Consider the following 14,595-nt stretch of genomic DNA (forward strand, 5'->3'; position numbering starts at 1 on the left):
CGAGCCAACGGCTCAAGCCAGCAACTGCTGATTGATCACGTCGCGCACACGTTCCACGATCGCCGCATCGAAGGGGTCTTTCACCTCGATCAGCAGACGCCGTTCGGCCACGGCCCCCGCCTGACTCGACGGCACCGGAATCGCCTGGCTCACGCTGCGCGCACTCACGATCTCGTTGCCCTCGGCGTGGTTGTCTTCTGCAACCAGCACAAAACTCTCGAAGCTCGCGAGGTCGACGCCGGCCAGCTCGTCCTCGGTATAGATCCTGGTCATCGATTTCACCCCTTGCCTCGTCCCGAGGCCGCGCGTTGTTGTGCCGGATACCGGTCGAAAGAATCTTCTTCAATCCAAACCTCGGCTGGCAACCCCAGCTCGTCGTTCGATGCATTCTGCATGCGTCGCGTGAACGATTGCCTGACCTCGGCACTGTCTCGCATCCACTCGCTATGGCCATAGAGTACGCCACCGTTGGCATGCGTGTACTTCCAACTCAACCGAATATTCACCGCGTGTTCTCCTTTTCTCTGTAGATCGAAGCCTTCACCCTACGCGACTGAGATCTGCTGGCTGTAGGCGAGCTTGCATTCATCGGCACGGATCAGCCCGATCATTCCGCTGCGGTTGCCTTTGTTGCGTGCGATCAACGACCTTCATGCGGCTCACTTTTTCCATCGTCGGATACACGCATCTGAAGGGGTTGCACATGCCGTACACTTAGCAAATCCACTGCAAAAGAGTGGATCGGGCTTGGCGGCCTGAATGGAGCGGCGTATGGCCGCATTTTTGATGCGGCTTTTTCGCCCTGCCCCCTTTACGGTGGCTCGGGCGGGGAGGTCGCAAGACCTGCCGGTGCTCCATCGGTCCGCCAACCTCGTTCGGGCTGCCACCTTCCTTGGCGGGAAGGTGGCAGTACTCAAACCGTAACTGGAGCAGCCAATGGTCAACACCATTTCGCCGGGCACGTCCGCCCAATCCCCCTCTTTCGATGCAGTAACGGCCACCCCGCTGGATCTGAACGACTTCCGTCAGATTCAAATGGATGTGTACGGCAGCTTTGCGGCCATCGGCCTGCTGATGTCGGCTGTACGCGGAGAGACCGCGCCCCTCGATGAACAGAGCGGCTTGGGCATTGCCGTGCTCCTGGAGTGCATCCAGGGCCGGCTCGAGCTGGCCGTCGATGGCTTGGATGTGGCGGGCGAAGCGCTGGGGCTGGCCCGCATGCATTGAGCCGGCTGAACACGCAGGAATGCCCGCAACAGGGCATCCTGTGTGAGCATGATCTGCATGCTTACATTCGCCACGCCATGTCGCGAATCAAGGCGTTATTGTGAAGCGGTACAAAGGGTGCTAGTCTAGGCCGCGCGGTCGGCCTGATGAGAAGGCGAATGCAGCCTCTATCGATTGAAGCACTGTACTTAAACGGTGAAAGGCCAGTTTTCAGACATGTATCCAATAATGTCCGTTCCGGACGGTGCTGCAATCAACACAGAGCCTCTTGGCACCAAATATAAATTCTGGTATCAAGATACCAATCTTGGATTATGTCTTTTCAAAGAGGGCCGTCCGAACACGGGGGAGAACTGGGCCGAAAAGGTCACCTCGCATCTTGCCGAAATTCTGGGAATACCTCATGCGCAATATGAACTGGCCACCTATGAACAACGTCGAGGCGTCATCACGCCGACCCTAGCAACCTTTGGCTCGAGAATTATTCATGGCAATGAAATTCTTGCTGCATTAGCCCACGATGCTCATACAGAAGAGCTCAGACCCTATCGAAATACCAGCCACAAGCTGCAGCGGGTTCTAGCCTACTTCAAACAGACACAAGACTCGGTCGCCCCCCCGGCGGAATGGGATGCATCAAAAGATATCCATACAGCCCTGGATGTGTTCATAGGCTATATAATGTTCGACGCATGGATCGGAAATCAAGACCGCCATGATCAGAATTGGGCATTGATTCGCAAGTCAAACGGGCTCCTGTCACTGTCCCCCTCATACGATCATGGGTCGAGTCTGGCACGAAATCTCATGGATTCCGAGAGAGAAAAACGATTGACGACCAGCGACAAGGGCTACCACATATCGACATTTGCCACAAAGGCCAAAAGCGGTTTCTTCCCACACGAGGAAGGGGAAAAGTCGGTGGCGCTCGGTACCGTAGAAGCCTATCGTCGTGCGTCTGCGAGATCGACAGGAGCAGCGGAATGGTGGAAAAACAGGTTGGCGTCTGTGGATTTTGATGATGTCGCTCGTGTCATCAACGACGTGCCGGATGACTGGATGAGTGAAAAATCGCGTGAATTCACACTCCAGCTTTTAAAAATCAATCAGGAACGCATTTTGAATGCGAAACTGTCATGAAAAGATTATTTGTCGCGGGCCAAGATCCTGAATCACGCGAGTGGATTCCAGTGGCTCAATTGACCGAAAGCGCAATGGGGTATGAGCTCAAATACACCAGAGGTGCCTTACGCCTTACGGGATTCAGCGGTCTCAGCCGCATGCAGACACTGGAATATTCGTATCTTTCCAAATCACTATTTCCATTCTTCAGAAATAGAGTCATCTCTAAATCCAGACCTGAATATAAAAATTATATCAGCTGGCTAGGCCTAAACGAGACACCCACAACACCGATGGAATTATTGGCGGTGACAGGGGGGGTCCGAGCGACCGATGGATATGAACTGATTGCCGATCCAGAAAACATCAATGGGCAATTTTCATTCAGTTTCTTCTCGCGCGGCGCAAAATCCATCAGCCATGACGCCCTAGAAAGAGCATCTGACAACCAGGGCTCTGCAGATGCCTACTTGATGCTGGATTTGCAAAACATTCGAGATGAAAACGCAATCGCGATCCGTGCGGAGAGCCCTTATCAAACGCTGCTGGGCTACGTACCCCGCTATTTCTGCCTCGGACTGAGAAAACTACTACTGGCAAAACGCGAGGTGCGCTGCAAGATCAAGAAGATCAATCTAGACGCACCACTTAATATGCGCGTCCTGATCGAAGTCGCCGTAACATGCGAGAATGGATTCAGCTTGTTTGATGGCGTCGAAGACTTCAAAACATTAGCATCACCCACAATTGAGTATGCAAGTGCATTGCAGCACGACAATATCGAGCAAGCCGCTGGCCATTGATCTTTTCTTGAAAAAATTGTGAATGCCAGCGGGGCCCACGGCCTCGCTCACCGCAGCCGCGGGTCTCAACGATCCCAACGGCCCGGCACAAAAACCCAGCCCGGCCCTTCTTGCCGCCAATGCGCAGGCACGTAGTGGGCGCGCGGGCGTTCGACCTCCCACCGGCCTTCCAGCCACACATGCCTGCGGATCTGCGGATCCCACGACCAGTAGCCCGGCGCCCACACATAGCCCGATCGCGGCGCAGGGATCACTTCGACCCGCGGCGGCGGCGGAGCGACCTCTACCCGGTACGAAACCGCTTCGTGCGCCCTGGGCGGCGCTACCACGCAAGCAGAGACCAGGGTTGCAGTGCCCACCGCCGCCGCCAGCCATGCAGCTCGCGTCGCACCGATGGGGATCATCCGGAATGCATTCATGGAAGCTGTCTTCATGTTCATCTCCTGAAGCGGACGATTCGGTCACCAGGCAAGCCCACACATCTCACCGTCCGTGCAGCCAATATGAAGGGCATTTCTTAGCCGAACCTGAAACGGCAACTTGCCACAGCCCGCGTTGAGCGGCATCATCTGCTCTCCCATGAGCCTGCCTCCAGGAGAACCGACATGGCACCTCGCTATCTTTCGACAGCACTTGTCTTTGCCGTCGCTCTCGCCGGTACCGGGGCCTACATCCTGCCCAGCAAGGCCCGGAAGGTCGACCAGCAGATCGAACAGGCAGTCGTCAAATCCACGCACAAAGCGGCCGTCAAGGGCACGCGCCTGCTCAACGACCTCCTGTTGCGCAAGTCCTGATATCGGCCGTTTGGTGCGGCCGCTATCGCGCGCAGCATGCCGAATAAGGCATCTGGTGCCCCAGTTCCCTATCGGTCGGTCAACAGTTGCAACAGGCCGTCCGGTACAAGCAAACAATCCGGCGCCAGTTCCGCTGGATCGAGCCAAAAAGCCGAGAACGATTGGCCATTGCTTTCCACCCCGCTGATGGACGCCCGACCATAAAACGATCGATCGGCGAACGCAGCGTCATAGACCTGGACGATTTCATGTCCGAGCTCGCCTTCGTACGTGAAGATGTTTTCCAGCGTGCCGATGAGGCGGAGGTCGACGATTTCCGCATCGAGCTCCTCACGGATCTCTCGGACGATTCCTCGCGCACTGGTTTCGCCGAACTCGATGCTGCCACCCAAAGGCCGGCAGAAACGTGTGCCCCCGGCGGGGTCCACGGCTTCGCTCACGAGAATCTTGCCGTGATGAGAAAAAATGCAGAGCGCCTTGGCGCGAATGTGTGGAGCAGACATCGGGATTGGAAGGGCTGAGTCGGGCGGCCGTCATGCTACTTGATGATGGAGGCAGGCACACGTCCGAAGCCCAAGAAAAGGCCCGCCAGAAGGCGGGCCAAGTCCGTGACGCTCGACGAGGGTGGCCTCGTGAACATGGGTCCTCACGGATCCATTCACCTTAAGCCGCAACCCAGCAGACGGGCGTAAGACGCCATGCTCAATCCTCCCCAGAAACGACAAAGCCCGCGTCACACGCGGGCTTGCTGATTGGGGAGCGTCGTCTTACTGCGCAGCGAACTCCGACTCACGGTTGCCGCGGCTGGCCGCCTTGGCAAGACTGTAGACAACCAGGCCACCCGCGACCTGAACCAAAGCGATTACAGCAATTCCGTGAACCAACATGCTCAACTCCTGACATAAAACATCTCGTGATGCAATGCCAGTGTAGGTGCACTCGAAAGTGTTAGCCATAGCCAAGGGCTAGGTGCTTACCCGCTTTAAACACAGTTGCAAAACACCGTGCACCAAGCCGAGGCATGACCTCTGGTCACACTCGATTTCGTGTAACTAAAAAAGCGACAGCGCTTGTAGACTGATGGCAATGCGGCCAGTCCGACGCATCCCACGGATGCGCACCATGCCTCAACTTACGCGGCATTTCTACGTAAGCCACGCAAGATCATGGCCTCATGATGTCCGCAATCATTTTGACGGTCTCTGCCGCCAAGTTGTTTCTTCCACGCACCGACCGCCCCTGATGCCGAGCCTGATCCTCTGCCCATAGAGACGAAACAAAGCCGTTGCTCTCGTAAAATCGAAGGACTTTGGCTGTATTCGCTGCATCCACCACAATCAGACGGGCCGCCGAGCGATAGTTGGCATGTATCCAGACTGTCGATGCCACACGTGAAGCCATCCAGATGCCGCCGCTCGATCTCAGATATCGGCAGAAGCCCGTACCCCTCTAGGCTCAACATCACACTGGCAACGTGCGGCGGAACCGATCCAGAAAAGTCGCATCCTTTGCGACTTGAACTTCATGCGCCATCGCGCGAGCCTCTTTCAAAAACTCATCGGTCGGCTTGGTTTTGGCAACTTGTTCCAAAAACGAAGCACGTTTCGCATCTCGCGCAGTCACGCGAACGCCGCCCACGCGATGGAACTTCTTCGCGTAGCGCACCTCTGGAGACTTAGCTTTAGGGATTGCCATTTTGACCCATGAATTCCGAACGAAATCGCAGTGAAGATGAGGCCTAAGTCCACCATCTGCAATCAGTCAATTATCGCATGCTCGATTTCAGGGCGCAATTTGCAATCACAAAAACGGACACAAAAACGGAACGTGATCGAAATTGTTAAAAATTTTTAAATGCGTATTTTTGTAAGCTTTGAGTCACAGCTTTTAAGCACACATTTTTTAACGCAGGATGGCTGAGTCAACTCCAACATAACGAGTCGTATCCAGGAGCCAACATGCCTTTTCTGATCATTGCCCACGACCACGACGGCATGGACGAAGCCCGTGAACAGGTCAGGCAAGCGCACCGGGACTACCTCGCGTCATACGGCCGAAAACTGCTGTCTTCGGGCGCACTGCTCGACGAGACCGGTCAGCAGATCATCGGCGGCGCCTCGCTCATCGACACCGAAGACCGGCAAGAAGCCATCCGCTTCGAGGCAGATGACCCCTACGCCAAAGCCGGCATCCGCGCGCAAGTCCAGATCATTCCCTGGCGCCTGCGCTGGTGGGTCGGGCAGTTCGATCCCGCCGGTCATCATCCGGGATCGGACTGAGCCCCGCCCCGGTTCTCAGCCCCCCAGGCTCATGGGCTTGTTCCCCCCCGGCGGCAACTTGAACAAGGCCCGAACCCAGTTCAAGAAAGCACCGTAAGGCCGCCCCAGCACCAGCATCATCACCGTGGCCCCCATCACACCCAGCAACAGGCCCCGGCCCGAAGCGCCGCTGATGGCGATGATGGCCGCATAGATCGGCACCTGAAAACTGACCAGCGCCAGGGTGTCCCAAAGCAACTGCGACAGCCGCGACGGCCGGGCATGGCTCACCACCCAGTCGCGCCACAGCCCATAGGGCCGGCCCGATGGCACCATCAGCACGGCGCCCAACAAACGGGCGTGCAACACCTCTTCCCAGCTCATGCCGGCAATGAAACGCTCGTTCAACGCCCCCGTGGTCGTGAAAAACAGGATGAGCGCTGTCGTGTCGGCGGCGAAAGCTCGCCAACCGTGATGTGTCGATCCGGAGTTCTGGGTCATGCCGTGCAAAAGTGGGGGGACTGCGAAGGGGAATGCCGATGCGATTCAGCATAGCCCAACCACCCCGGCCCCACATCGGCAAGCCGCCCGCTCAAGCCAGCCCGCTCAAGCCCCCGCCATTCGTAGGCCGAGGTCAGCCTTTGGGTGCGGTCGCCCGCGCAGTCGACAACACCAGATCGCATGCGCTGTTCTGGGCCGAGCGCTTCACCTCGCCCCCCAGCGCACGCAGGCTGCTTTCCAGATCGGTCGAGCCGCTGGACGAACGCCCGCCCTGCCCCGCCGCCGATTCGCCGCTGGCCGTCATGCCCGGGCGCACCGGGTTCACCTCTTCGGTCGTCAGCAAGGTGTTGTCCAGGCAAAACTGCAGGGCCCGGGTCAACTGGCCCGAGGTCGTGTCTTGCACCGTGCCCATGCCCAGCGTCGCCATCGCGGCCGCCAGGCCGGCGCCTTGCTGCGTCAGCGATTCGGCGCTTTGCACCGCCGTGTTCTGGGCCTCGCCCAGAAAATCGCCGGCCAGCGTCTTGACGTGATCCAGCGCGCCCACCCCCAGCGCCACCACGGCCGCCACCGCGACCACCGCACCCGCTGCTACCTTGACCAATCCATCCATCGTGCCGACTCCCCGAGTGTTCAGTTATGCAAAAAGCACGACTGTAGGGCCCCCGCCTTCCCAGGCGTGTGACACTCGTTCGCTCCGCAAGGGCTTCAGGCCGCCTTCATCTTCAACTCGCAAAAATGGCCCGACGCCTTTCGACGCCGGGCCATCCGGTTCTTCACCGCAGATCGTTGGGTCTTACGAGCCTGCGCGGCCGTAACGATCCTCGAAGCGCACGATATCGTCCTCGCCCAGATAGGCGCCCGACTGCACTTCGATCAGCTCCAGCGGAATCTTGCCTGGGTTCTCGAGCGCATGCACGGCACCCAGGGGAATGTAGGTCGACTGGTTTTCCGTCAACATCACTTCCTTGTCGTCGATCTGCACCTTGGCCGTGCCCGACACCACGATCCAGTGCTCGGCACGATGGTGATGCATCTGCACCGACAGCTTGGCGCCGGGCTTCACCGTGATGCACTTCACCTGGTAGCGGTCGCCATTGCCGATCGAGTCGTACGCGCCCCACGGGCGATACACCTTGCGGTGCAGGCTGGCTTCGGGCCGCGACTTGGCCTTGAGCTGCTCGACGATCTTCTTGACGTCCTGCACCTTGTCCTTGGATGCGACCAGCACGGCGTCCGAGGTTTCCACCACCACCACATCCTGCAGCCCCAGCACCGACACCAGACGGTGTCCGGCATGCACATGGCTGCCCTGCACATCGTGCACCACCACATCGCCGCGCAGCGAATTGCCTTGTGCGTCCTTGTCGCTGACCTGCCAGACGGCGTTCCAGGCGCCCACGTCGCTCCAGCCGGCCTGCAGCGGCACGACCACGGCCTTGTCGGTCTTCTCCATCACCGCGTAGTCGATGGAGTCTTCCGGCGAAGCGGCAAACGCCGTCGCATCCAGGCGCACAAAATCCAGATCCTTCTTGCCCAGTTCGACCGCCGCACGCGCAGCGCTGGCGATATCGGGGGCAAACTTGTCGAGCTCGGCCAGGTAAGCGGATGCACGGAACATGAACATGCCGCTGTTCCACAGATGGCGGCCACCGGCCACGTAATCCTGGGCCGTGGCCAGGTTGGGCTTCTCGACAAAGGCCTGAACCGGCTGCACCTGCGGGCCTGCACCGGCCTCGATGGCATGCGCCACGCTGATATAGCCGTACCCCGTTTCGGGCGCGGTCGGCACCACACCAAACGTCACCAGCTTGCCGTCTTCGGCAGCGGGCAAGCCGGCCTTCACGGCCGCATGGAAAGCGGCCACATCGTTGATGACGTGGTCTGCGGCCAGCACCAGCAACACCGGATCTTGGCCATCGGCGGTGGCAACTGCAGCGGCGGCGGCGATGGCCGGCGCGGTGCTCCTGGCAACCGGCTCGAGAAGGATGCTGCGCAATGGGGTGCGTGCCACCCGGGCCTGCTCGGCCACGATGAAACGGTGCGCTTCGTTGCAGACCACGATGGGCGCCCGGCTGTGCTCGCCGCCGTCGGGAAGTCCCTGCAATCGCCCCAACGTCAGTTGGAACATCGTCTGCTGGTCGGTCACGTCCAGAAACTGCTTGGGGTGGCTGGCACGAGAGAGGGGCCACAGACGGGTCCCAGAGCCACCCGACAAAATAACTGGGATCATGCTTTTTCCATCAACCAGGCTGAATAATCATCATCATTATTTCACCGTCCCATCCCAAGCGCGCCGGTTGACCCTGAAGATGCAATTCTTTACTCGGGGCAACCCGTACACTGCCCTCGACTCACTCGAACCCCATCCACGATGAACACCCTCACGCCGCCCACACGCCTCCTGCATCTCGATCACCGCGAGCTGGGCGCCCAGATTGCCCATGCAGGCAGTGCGCAGCTCGGCGAGTTGTTCTATGTGACCCCAACGCCTGCCGCCGGCCAGCCATTGCGTGGCGGCGTGCCCCTGCTGTTTCCACAGTTCAATGACCGCGGTCCGCTCAAAAAACACGGTTTTGTACGCGGCCTGCCTTGGACACTGCAGACCCAAGCCGGCACCGCCGACTTGGCAACGGCCTGCTACGGCCTGCAGCTCACCGAGCCCACCTGGCCGCACCATGCGCAGCTGACCTTCACGGCCACCCTCACCGCTTCATGCCTGACACTGGCGATCGATGTGCTTAACACCGGTGACACCGCGTTCAGCTTTACCGGCGGACTGCACCCCTACTTTGCGGTTGAAGACTTGCTGCAGGCCCGGCTCACCGGCCTGCAAGGCTCTGCGGCGCAAGACCGCTATGCGCCCGACTTCAGCATCGACAACGCGCCGCAATTGAACTGGACGGGAGAAGCCTTCGAACGCCTGTATGCAGGCGGCCAGTCGATCGAGCTGCACACACCGCAACGCACGCTGCGCCTGAGCAGCACGGGCTTTACGCAATGGATGGTCTGGAATCCGGGTGCCGACGGTGCCCGTGAACTGGCCGATCTGCCCGACGCAGACTGGCAGCGGTTTGTGTGTGTCGAACCGGTCATCGTCGACCAGCCTGTCGCACTGGCGCCAGGCCAGAGCTTTACGGGCACCTTCACCATCGATGCGGTGAAGAACGCCGATTAGTTGGCCGACTCGGGCACTGAAGGCAGCTTGCCTTCGAGCTCGAGAAACACCCGGGCATTCTTCACTGCACCGCTCAAAGCCTGGATCAGCGACTCGGCCTGCTCCAAGCTCATCAAGAAGCCTTCGCCGAGCTGCACATGACCTTCGGCGTTGACCACGATGGGGCCCAACGCCAGGCTGGAGCTGGGCACGTCTAGATAGATCTCGACATCACGCAAGTGGAAAAGTGGCCGGGCTCCCATGATCATCCTCTTTTGAGACTAAAACTTGGTACGTGATGAGATGTCATATCCCAAATGCCAAGCTGTCATGATTGCATTGTCACACCGCATTCAGTATAACAAAATGCGAAATTAACCAATACTTAAGTACTCGTCAAAAAACGCCTCAAGCTATCAAAATTGATGTATCAGTTCAGTGAATTAGCACTATCTCATACGATTCGTATTTTTATTGGGGTTTTCACTCCTCTACCAAGAACTGCTATGGAATTTGAGTTGAAACCGGTCACCTGCCAAAGGCTGTAGCCCGGAACGGGGAAAACCCGCAATGCCTGGGATGTGATGTTTTTAAAGAAGTAAAGTTCACAGCGCACGTTTTGGGCTCAAAACGTTGCTGCCCCGCACCAAACATGCAAAAACGGCACGATGCCCACAGGCCCATGCGCGGCTCTCCCACAAAGCGCTGACGTTAACCCTGAGCGCTTTGATAGGGATATGGCTTTAACCTATCCACGTGGTCACAACTTTCAGGAGACCCGTATGTGGAGAACACTTCTACTCACGCTTGCAGTCGCCTGGCCGATCGGCGGCATGTTTTTCTACAGCATGACCAAGGCCGCCAGCAGAGCGGATGAGGCAGCAGAACACGCGCAGTCACCCACCGCGGAGGACAGGATCAGCTCGGCCGTCTAAGAACGGCCAGATGGCATCCCCGTGTCAGCGCTTGCTAGACAGAAGGCCTTTGGCCTTGATTCAAAGGCGCACGAAAGCGATCCCCGCTCTCACGCGCTTCGGATATGCGAGCAATGAGCTGATGCTTGCCGCAAGCATTGCACTCATACAAGCGGCGCGAGCCAAACAGCTTCATCCAAGGTTTTCGATGCAGACGCGCGTATTCAGGTTGCGCGCACGCGCAACGCTCCCACAACATTCCCATGTCGTTTCCCCAGTTCTATCGATCTTTATATGAATTCCGATCGATTATTCTGGAGAATTTATAAAACGGCAAGATGACAGAGCGAGTTTTGAGTGCACCCATGTAGAAATACGCAGGCATAAAAAAACTGTCCAACTGGACAGTTTTTATACTGAGCGACTCAAATCTAACCCTGCTGGCGTAGCCATTTTCGGGTATACAGCACCTCACGGCCTGAAGCCGCCTGCGCCATCTTCATGACCAAGTCATGTGTCCCCACGCCCGGCAGCACCGTAAACGATGCAGCCCAGGCCAGCGCCACGGCGCCCACCCAGGCCAGCAACGTGGGCCGAGCCACCTGCGGCGGCCCCAGGTAGAACCAGGCACTGGCCGACAAGCCGACCAACGAGCCCAGCACCACTTCAGACACGCTGTGCGCATGCAACGGCAAGCGTGAATAAGAAATCAGCAAGGCCACTGCCACACCAACTGCAGCCCCCCACAGACGCCAACGCAAACCTACCAGCAAACCCAAGGCTACCGGGTAGATCGCCGCCGAGATCGCCGCATGCCCGCTGAAACCCGTGAAATCCCAGGCCCGCGAACCGATGCCCCAGCCCATGAAGGCCAGTTTGGACACCAGCACTACCAGACTGGCAACCGCCAAGCCACTGAGCCATCGCCAGCCCAGTTGCCAGCGCTTGGCACCCGATGCCAAGACGAGCAGGAAAGCAGCAGGCAGCAGCCATTTGCTGTTGCCCAGCTCACTTACCATCAACCAAAAATCATGCATCGCCAAGGTGTGCCTCTGCGGTCAATCGATCTGCAGGGGCTCGAAAGCCTTGACCACATCGTCCAGCGCCTTCAGTTGCGCCAGGAAGGGCTCGAGCTGATCCAGCGGCAGCGCGCTCGGCCCGTCGCATTTGGCTTGTGCCGGGTCGGGATGCGCTTCCAGGAACAAGCCGGCGATACCGACGGCCAGCCCCGCCCGGGCCAGGTCTGCCACCTGTGAACGCCGGCCACCCGATGCCGCCGCACCCGATTCGCGCTGCTGCAAGGCATGCGTCACGTCGAAGATGACGGGCAAGTCGCCCGAGACCTTTTTCATCACACCAAAACCCAGCATGTCGACCACGAGGTTGTCGTAGCCCAGGCAGGTGCCACGGTCGCACAGAATGATCTGCTCGTTGCCGGCCTCACGGAATTTTTCGACGATGTTGCCGATCTGTTGAGGGCTCAGGAACTGCGGCTTCTTGATGTTGACCACCTTGCCAGTCTGGGCCAGGGCCACGACCAAGTCGGTCTGGCGCGCCAAGAAGGCCGGCAGTTGCAACACATCAGCCACCTCGGCCACCGGTGCGGCTTGCCAAGGTTCGTGCACATCGGTGATCACCGGCACACCAAACTCCTGCTTCACCGCTTCGAAGATCCGCAAGCCTTCTTCCAGGCCTGGGCCGCGGTAGGAGTGGATGGACGAGCGATTGGCCTTGTCGAAGCTGGCCTTGAACACATACGGAATGCCCAGCTTGTTGGTCACCCGCACGTACTCGGCTGCGGCCGTCAAGGCCAGGTCTTTGGATTCGAGCACGTTGATGCCGCCAAAGAGCACAAAGGGCTTGCGGTTGTCGACCGCGATGGATTGGATGTGGATGGTGGACATGGTGCGAAGTGAGTAGTTGCCGCTTGGGGCACGGCACGGGCCAAAAGTTCAGCCCTGCATTGTGCACATGCTCACGCGACCAGGGCGGGCTCGGTGGCTTTGCCTGATGCATCCGTCTTTGCCGCTGCGGACGCATCGGCATAACCGTCCGGATTGCCCGATTGCCAACGCCAGGCATCGGCCAGCATGTCTTCGAGGGTGTGGGTGGCCTGCCAGCCCAGCTCTTCACCGGCCCGGGTGGCATCGGCCCAGAAGGCGGCTAGATCACCCGCCCGGCGCGGCGCAATGGTGTAAGGCACCTTCTGCCCGGTGACGGCCTCGAAGGCCTTGACGATCTGCAGTACCGACACGCCCTGGCCAGTGCCCAAGTTATAAGTTCTGGCACCTTTAGAGACAGTAGCCAGCGCCTCCAGTGCTTTCAGATGGCCGACGGCCAAGTCCACTACATGCAAGAAATCACGCACGCAAGTCCCATCAGCAGTGGGGTAGTCATCGCCATAGATCGACAATGACTCTCGTTTTCCGACCGCAACCTGTGTCACGAACGGAAGCAGGTTGTTCGGCAAGCCCTTGGGATCCTCGCCGATCAGGCCTGACGGATGAGCTCCGATTGGGTTGAAATAGCGCAGCAATGCTACTGACCACCGAGCATCGGCCTTACACAGATCGAGCATCACCTGCTCGGCCATGATCTTGCTCGAACCGTAGGGATTAGAGGCCCGGCCTAAGGGCATGGTCTCTTCGTAAGGCACGGGCGCATCGGGCCCATACACCGTAGCAGACGAACTGAACACTAAGTTGTAGACGCCAGCGGCGGCCATGGCCTCGCACAGTGTGATCGAACCCGACACGTTTGCGTCGTAGTAGGCCAAAGGCCGGACTGAGCTCTCGCCAACGGCCTTCAAGCCCGCGAAATGGATGACTGCCTCGATCGCATGAGCAGCAAAAGCCGCATCCAACGCGGCTCGATCACGCACATCGCCCCTGATGAAGACAACAGACCTACCTGTAATTGATGAGACGCGATCCAGCGCCGCAACAGAGCTATTGACCAAGCTGTCGAACACCACAACATCGTGCCCAGCCTGCAGCAGTTCGACCACAGTGTGCGAACCAATATAGCCGGCACCACCAGTAACAAATACTTTCATAATTCGCTTATTTTGAGGGAGAAATTAAGACGGACAGCAGTAATCCAAACGACTTACTCAGATGCCTGTATACAACTGCGGGCGTACAATTTTGTCGGCCCAGTCCTACAAAAAATGTTGCGCAGAACTAGCAGTTCCCCGGATTGCCACGTTTATTTTGTCTTGCGCCCACACGATGCTATCATCCCCATGACATCGGGTCTGGGCGCTTGGTCCATGCCTCTTCACATCGCTATCAACTCTTTGTTGAAAGGTATTCATCATGCAACTGCATAAGATTTTGCTGGCCGCTCTGGTCAGTGCGCCGCTGATCGCTGGCGCCCAAGTCGCGGCTCCCGCAGCCGCCCCTGAACAAACTGCACCCGCCGCTGCAGCGACCGAAGGCGCCGCCGCTGGTGGCGCTGCAGGCGCAGGTGGCTTCACCGCTGCGGGCATTGCCGGTACCACTATCGGTCTCGGCACCATCGCCGCTATCGGATTGGCTTCCAGCAACTCCGACGACAACAACACTGGTACGGGCGGCACAGGCGGCACCGGCGGTACAGGCGGCACCACCGGCACGCAGTAATCTGTGGCTCCGGCAGTACCCGTTACAACAACACGGTGCCGGGCTTCCCGCACCGTGTTGTTGTTAGTGGCGTCCGCTTTTACGCTAAGTGGATGCAGTTCCGTCAGCGACGCCTGGGTCGACACTGTGGCTGGCTGGTGGAAGACCAAACGGACCGACGTAGAGGCAATCCCTCTGGTCCCTAACGCACGATATCTTC

Annotated in this window: 19 protein-coding genes; 7 read left to right on the top strand and 12 right to left on the bottom strand. The window is 58.6% G+C overall.

The genetic code is table 11. The annotated features are described in order from the left end of the window. Positions 1-12: 12 nt before the first annotated feature. Positions 13-273, bottom strand: coding sequence for a hypothetical protein (locus EC845_RS17460; RefSeq protein WP_123299405.1), 261 nt, complete (start codon positions 271-273; stop codon positions 13-15). 5 nt (positions 274-278) lie between these two features. Continuing rightward, positions 279-506: a hypothetical protein gene (locus EC845_RS22190; protein WP_148077330.1), complete on the bottom strand. Its 228-nt coding sequence runs from the start codon at positions 504-506 to the stop codon at positions 279-281. A gap of 430 nt (positions 507-936) precedes the next feature. Here EC845_RS22190 and EC845_RS17465 point away from each other — a divergent pair, with 430 nt between their 5' ends. The 3 genes from EC845_RS17465 (at position 937) to EC845_RS22200 (ending at position 3,152) form a co-directional block, all read left to right on the top strand. After that, positions 937-1,227 (top strand): hypothetical protein, encoded by a 291-nt coding sequence (locus tag EC845_RS17465; protein ID WP_123299406.1) that lies wholly within the window; start codon positions 937-939, stop codon positions 1,225-1,227. 228 nt (positions 1,228-1,455) lie between these two features. Further along, the gene (locus EC845_RS22195) at positions 1,456-2,367 is read left to right on the top strand and encodes a HipA domain-containing protein (protein WP_148077331.1); all 912 of its coding nucleotides are present in this window, start codon (positions 1,456-1,458) and stop codon (positions 2,365-2,367) included. Continuing rightward, entirely contained in the window at positions 2,364-3,152 is a 789-nt protein-coding gene (locus tag EC845_RS22200; protein WP_148077332.1) for a hypothetical protein, read from the top strand. The genes EC845_RS22195 and EC845_RS22200 overlap by 4 nt, the downstream gene beginning before the upstream one ends. Before the next feature lie 65 nt (positions 3,153-3,217). Here the strand turns inward: EC845_RS22200 and EC845_RS17475 are convergent, their stop codons facing one another. Continuing rightward, a complete protein-coding gene (locus tag EC845_RS17475; RefSeq protein WP_123299408.1) occupies positions 3,218-3,586 on the bottom strand; it encodes a YXWGXW repeat-containing protein in 369 nt (122 codons plus the stop codon). Between the two features lie 171 nt (positions 3,587-3,757). Between EC845_RS17475 and EC845_RS17480 the strand changes: the two genes are divergently transcribed. Beyond that, positions 3,758-3,946, top strand: a complete 189-nt coding sequence (locus tag EC845_RS17480; protein WP_123299409.1) for a hypothetical protein — start codon at positions 3,758-3,760, stop codon at positions 3,944-3,946. Between the two features lie 68 nt (positions 3,947-4,014). Here the strand turns inward: EC845_RS17480 and EC845_RS17485 are convergent, their stop codons facing one another. Both EC845_RS17485 and EC845_RS22205 read right to left on the bottom strand, forming a co-directional pair. Beyond that, positions 4,015-4,449: an NUDIX hydrolase gene (locus EC845_RS17485; RefSeq protein WP_123299410.1), complete on the bottom strand. Its 435-nt coding sequence runs from the start codon at positions 4,447-4,449 to the stop codon at positions 4,015-4,017. A 958-nt stretch (positions 4,450-5,407) separates the two neighbouring features. Beyond that, the gene (locus tag EC845_RS22205) at positions 5,408-5,641 is read right to left on the bottom strand and encodes a hypothetical protein (protein WP_148077333.1); all 234 of its coding nucleotides are present in this window, start codon (positions 5,639-5,641) and stop codon (positions 5,408-5,410) included. Positions 5,642-5,904: 263 nt separating this feature from the next. Here EC845_RS22205 and EC845_RS17490 point away from each other — a divergent pair, with 263 nt between their 5' ends. Continuing rightward, positions 5,905-6,225 carry a YciI family protein gene (locus EC845_RS17490; protein WP_123299411.1) on the top strand — a complete coding sequence of 107 codons (321 nt, stop codon included), beginning with the start codon at positions 5,905-5,907 and terminating at the stop codon, positions 6,223-6,225. A gap of 15 nt (positions 6,226-6,240) precedes the next feature. On the opposite strand, the gene alaE is transcribed toward EC845_RS17490, so the two are convergent. The 3 genes from alaE to EC845_RS17505 all read right to left on the bottom strand — a co-directional run bounded on the left by alaE (position 6,241) and on the right by EC845_RS17505 (position 8,935). Next, complete coding sequence (gene alaE, locus EC845_RS17495; protein ID WP_123299535.1) at positions 6,241-6,705, bottom strand: L-alanine exporter AlaE; 465 nt, start codon at positions 6,703-6,705, stop codon at positions 6,241-6,243. Between the two features lie 133 nt (positions 6,706-6,838). Further along, on the bottom strand, positions 6,839-7,315 hold the full coding sequence (locus EC845_RS17500) for a hypothetical protein (protein ID WP_123299412.1): 477 nt from the start codon (positions 7,313-7,315) through the stop codon (positions 6,839-6,841). 183 nt (positions 7,316-7,498) lie between these two features. Next, entirely contained in the window at positions 7,499-8,935 is a 1,437-nt protein-coding gene (locus EC845_RS17505; RefSeq protein WP_123299413.1) for a mannose-1-phosphate guanylyltransferase/mannose-6-phosphate isomerase, read from the bottom strand. Positions 8,936-9,076: 141 nt separating this feature from the next. On the opposite strand from EC845_RS17505, the gene EC845_RS17510 reads away from it, so the two are divergent. After that, positions 9,077-9,880 carry a D-hexose-6-phosphate mutarotase gene (locus EC845_RS17510; protein WP_123299414.1) on the top strand — a complete coding sequence of 268 codons (804 nt, stop codon included), beginning with the start codon at positions 9,077-9,079 and terminating at the stop codon, positions 9,878-9,880. Here EC845_RS17510 and EC845_RS17515 read toward each other — a convergent pair. The 4 genes from EC845_RS17515 to galE all read right to left on the bottom strand — a co-directional run bounded on the left by EC845_RS17515 (position 9,877) and on the right by galE (position 13,828). Beyond that, positions 9,877-10,122, bottom strand: a complete 246-nt coding sequence (locus EC845_RS17515) for a hypothetical protein (protein ID WP_148077334.1) — start codon at positions 10,120-10,122, stop codon at positions 9,877-9,879. The genes EC845_RS17510 and EC845_RS17515 overlap by 4 nt on opposite strands. 1,082 nt (positions 10,123-11,204) lie before the next feature. Continuing rightward, complete coding sequence (locus EC845_RS17520) at positions 11,205-11,810, bottom strand: phosphatase PAP2 family protein (protein WP_123299416.1); 606 nt, start codon at positions 11,808-11,810, stop codon at positions 11,205-11,207. 21 nt (positions 11,811-11,831) lie between these two features. Beyond that, entirely contained in the window at positions 11,832-12,677 is an 846-nt protein-coding gene (gene kdsA, locus EC845_RS17525; protein ID WP_123299417.1) for a 3-deoxy-8-phosphooctulonate synthase, read from the bottom strand. A 71-nt stretch (positions 12,678-12,748) separates the two neighbouring features. Beyond that, positions 12,749-13,828: a UDP-glucose 4-epimerase GalE gene (gene galE / locus EC845_RS17530; RefSeq protein ID WP_123299418.1), complete on the bottom strand. Its 1,080-nt coding sequence runs from the start codon at positions 13,826-13,828 to the stop codon at positions 12,749-12,751. Between the two features lie 262 nt (positions 13,829-14,090). On the opposite strand from galE, the gene EC845_RS17535 reads away from it, so the two are divergent. After that, positions 14,091-14,396 (top strand): hypothetical protein, encoded by a 306-nt coding sequence (locus tag EC845_RS17535; protein ID WP_123299419.1) that lies wholly within the window; start codon positions 14,091-14,093, stop codon positions 14,394-14,396. Positions 14,397-14,595 lie beyond the last annotated feature (199 nt).

The sequence above is a fragment of the Comamonas sp. BIGb0124 genome (assembly GCF_003752175.1).
Taxonomy (GTDB): domain Bacteria; phylum Pseudomonadota; class Gammaproteobacteria; order Burkholderiales; family Burkholderiaceae_C; genus Comamonas_F.

Coding starts and splice junctions, on each gene's coding strand:
- EC845_RS17480 (WP_123299409.1), top strand. CDS start 3,758: ATGGCACCTCGCTATCTTTCGACAGCACTTGTCTTTGCCGTCGCTCTC.
- EC845_RS22195 (WP_148077331.1), top strand. CDS start 1,456: ATGTCCGTTCCGGACGGTGCTGCAATCAACACAGAGCCTCTTGGCACC.
- EC845_RS22205 (WP_148077333.1), bottom strand. CDS start 5,641: ATGGCAATCCCTAAAGCTAAGTCTCCAGAGGTGCGCTACGCGAAGAAG.
- EC845_RS17465 (WP_123299406.1), top strand. CDS start 937: ATGGTCAACACCATTTCGCCGGGCACGTCCGCCCAATCCCCCTCTTTC.
- EC845_RS22200 (WP_148077332.1), top strand. CDS start 2,364: ATGAAAAGATTATTTGTCGCGGGCCAAGATCCTGAATCACGCGAGTGG.
- EC845_RS17505 (WP_123299413.1), bottom strand. CDS start 8,935: ATGATCCCAGTTATTTTGTCGGGTGGCTCTGGGACCCGTCTGTGGCCC.
- EC845_RS17535 (WP_123299419.1), top strand. CDS start 14,091: ATGCAACTGCATAAGATTTTGCTGGCCGCTCTGGTCAGTGCGCCGCTG.
- alaE (WP_123299535.1), bottom strand. CDS start 6,705: ATGACCCAGAACTCCGGATCGACACATCACGGTTGGCGAGCTTTCGCC.
- EC845_RS17500 (WP_123299412.1), bottom strand. CDS start 7,315: ATGGATGGATTGGTCAAGGTAGCAGCGGGTGCGGTGGTCGCGGTGGCG.
- EC845_RS17485 (WP_123299410.1), bottom strand. CDS start 4,449: ATGTCTGCTCCACACATTCGCGCCAAGGCGCTCTGCATTTTTTCTCAT.
- EC845_RS17515 (WP_148077334.1), bottom strand. CDS start 10,122: ATGGGAGCCCGGCCACTTTTCCACTTGCGTGATGTCGAGATCTATCTA.
- EC845_RS17490 (WP_123299411.1), top strand. CDS start 5,905: ATGCCTTTTCTGATCATTGCCCACGACCACGACGGCATGGACGAAGCC.
- kdsA (WP_123299417.1), bottom strand. CDS start 12,677: ATGTCCACCATCCACATCCAATCCATCGCGGTCGACAACCGCAAGCCC.
- EC845_RS17460 (WP_123299405.1), bottom strand. CDS start 273: ATGACCAGGATCTATACCGAGGACGAGCTGGCCGGCGTCGACCTCGCG.
- galE (WP_123299418.1), bottom strand. CDS start 13,828: ATGAAAGTATTTGTTACTGGTGGTGCCGGCTATATTGGTTCGCACACT.
- EC845_RS17520 (WP_123299416.1), bottom strand. CDS start 11,810: ATGCATGATTTTTGGTTGATGGTAAGTGAGCTGGGCAACAGCAAATGG.
- EC845_RS17475 (WP_123299408.1), bottom strand. CDS start 3,586: ATGAAGACAGCTTCCATGAATGCATTCCGGATGATCCCCATCGGTGCG.
- EC845_RS17510 (WP_123299414.1), top strand. CDS start 9,077: ATGAACACCCTCACGCCGCCCACACGCCTCCTGCATCTCGATCACCGC.